Genomic DNA, 2,726 nt, shown 5'->3' on the forward strand with positions numbered 1-2,726 from the left:
TCTCTAAAGGGGAGCCCTGACCGTACCTGCGAAAAATGTAATATTCAGTCGCCCCGACACGTCCGTGTAGCCTTGCGCTATGCGGGCGTTTTTCTATCCAGGCGGTGCTTCTGGACACGGTGTCCAGAGGCCCGCTGCCGCTCCCCGCCCCTCCATTTCGATCTGTCCCTTTCCGCCCCGTATCGAAATGGAGGTTACTTATGACGANCATCAAATTGAATAACTACTACCCCCACCTGACCGAGTGTATCACCCTGGAAGTGTCGGAGGAGATCGCCGTGACCCTCTCCATTGGGGGCCGCCAGTGTGACAGCTACAAATGCCGTAAGCGGGAGCGCGGCGAGTGCTCCCTGGACGGCACTCCCGGTTTTGAGGCCGACGTGACCTATCCCCCGCTGACCCCGGAGGAGATCATGGAGCAGGCCGAGGACCGCGCCACCCTCTATGCCGCCCTTGACCGTCTCCCGCCCGTCCAGGCCCGGCGCGTCTATGCCCGTTTCATCCTGGGGCGGAGCGTGACAGCGATTGCCAAGGCCGAGGGAGTGAATAAGAGCCAGATCACCCGCTCTATTGACTTCGGCCTAAAAAATTTGCAGGAAATTTTGAAATTCTTCCGTTGATAGACGCAACAGACCGCCAAAAATCCGACTGATAGGTGAGGAGGGACAAGCCTCCCACCGACAACTGAATACACAGTATTNCAGGCACAAAANCCGTGTGANNAGCGNCAAAAGGCGCGCCGCCAGGATGGGAGCTCCAAGGAGGTGAAAGTGGAGCGGACCGAGCGATTAACGCGAACCTTTGACCCGGCTTTGGCAGGCTGGGCGCGACGACAGCGCGGGGGATAATGAAACTTGCTCACGCCCTCCCACGGACTTGCGGGGGAGCCCTGCGGCACACGCCAGCCTTNTCCACGGGGGCGGCGGTGCTGTGGAGCTATGACAGCCGGAGCCAACGGCGGCCTGGAATACTCCCCGCGCTGGGGGTGCGTGGCAAATACAGCGTACAACAAACCATAGGGGGCCGCCCGCCTGGGGCCTGTCTGTCTTGCGACAGCCCAAACTTTCCCCGGCGCGGCGGCCCTGTTCGTGGATCGAAATGGAAAACCTGCTGGCCTCTGGACACCGTGTCCAGACGTGGAGCAAGGTTGAAAGGCAGCACTTCCGGGTGCTGCCTTTCTGCGTTTCCCCACAGGACAGCGGAAACGAGAGGCAATCAACATCATTCTGGAGAGGAGGGAGCTNTGGCTAATACTGCCACGAACGAGGAGTACACCTATCAGGTGGACAAAATCAAGTTTATCGTTACGCCCGTTTACAAGGAGGAGGGCGAGACGATGGGGGATATTCTCTTAAAGCTGATGCTGGCCGAACTGAACCCAGCCTGACAATTTCCGAGACATCCTTAACATGGGCGGCCAAATGAGGTATAATATAGGTAGGATAAAACCTCTTGTTTGGCGGCTGGAAAGGAGGAAATTATGAAGCTGTCAAGCAAGAAAAACGAGTTAGGAACGGCCGCCCTGTACTGCCGTTTGAGCCGTGACGATAACATGGACACCGAGTCAAACAGTATCAGCAATCAAAAGAAAATTCTCCAAAAGGCCGCAAAGGAAAAAGGCTATACGGACACCTTGTTTTTCGTGGACGACGGGATCACGGGCACGACCATGAAGCGGCCCGGCTTCCAGAAGATGATCCAGGCCATAGAGAACGGATACATTTCGGCGGTGTTCGTAAAGGACCTTTCCAGGCTGGGCCGGAATTATATCGAGGTTGGCCGTCTGACAGAAGAATTTTTCCCGGCCCACGATGTCCGGCTGGTGGCCGTCTCCGACGGAGTGGACAGCGACGAGGGCGAGAACGAGTTTACCCCGTTCAAANACCTTGTGTAGGGGAAAAAGATGCAGGCAAAAAACGAGAACTTTTTGTAGCTGATCCCGTTGATACAGACATTCTCCCCGGCGCTGTGGCTGCCAAACTTCGTCAGCCAGGCAAGGGCTTCCCGCACCGTGCAGCCACGCCGCAATTGCCCCTGTTCGTCCCACAGCGGATCATAATCCAGCCCCATTGCACAAAATCCTCCTATTATTTTTTACAACACCGCTAGATATTGTAGCTGGAAGAAGCAGGAAACGCAATGCTGAAAACGTAGAAAAAGCCGAAGGGATTTCGTGAAAGTTCANTCTTGACAGCGCAAACACTACGGCCCCAGGAGAAGCAGCCGGGCAGGGTATTCCAAAACGGAGTGCCCTGCCCGGCTGTTTTTGCTTTCAGCCAGATTGGAGGTGAAAATCACGAACCAAAACACAGCCTTTCGTTTCACGGACGCGGAAATGGACCTCGCCAAGCACACGGACCTGCTGGTCCTGCTGCCCTCGCTGGGCTACACCTTAAAGCGGATTGGCAGCTACTACACCACGGCGGAGATGGACAGCATCCGCATCCGGGACCCCACCAGATGGAAGCGCTACTCCACCGGACAGGGCGGGGACGCCATCATCTTCCTCCAGGAGTTCTGTGGCATGCGCTTCCCGGAAGCGGTTGATTACCTTCTGGCCTACCATGGCCGGCGTCGTCGCAAAGTCCGCTCTGCTCCGTTCCCGCCTGACGGCGAAAACTCCACCCGCTCCCTTGCTCCTCCGCTTCCCATCGGACCCGCTTCGCTGGGCTCCGAAGGGAGCCCTGATTCCCCTGACCGGGACAAGCCCGTCCCCCGCCCCAAGC

The 2,726-nt window shown here is 57.3% G+C and carries 1 protein-coding gene and 1 pseudogene; both read left to right on the forward strand.

Annotated elements, in window-relative coordinates; all coding sequences use genetic code 11:
- The first annotated feature begins 1,480 nt into the window (after window positions 1-1,480).
- A complete protein-coding gene (locus JX325_RS14795; protein WP_204791841.1) occupies window positions 1,481-1,894 on the forward strand; it encodes a recombinase family protein in 414 nt (137 codons plus the stop codon).
- Between the two features lie 441 nt (window positions 1,895-2,335).
- A pseudogene (locus JX325_RS14800) lies at window positions 2,336-2,726 on the forward strand (hypothetical protein); the annotation flags it as partial.

This window comes from Oscillibacter sp. CU971, from assembly GCF_905219725.1.
GTDB lineage: Bacteria > Bacillota > Clostridia > Oscillospirales > Oscillospiraceae > Oscillibacter.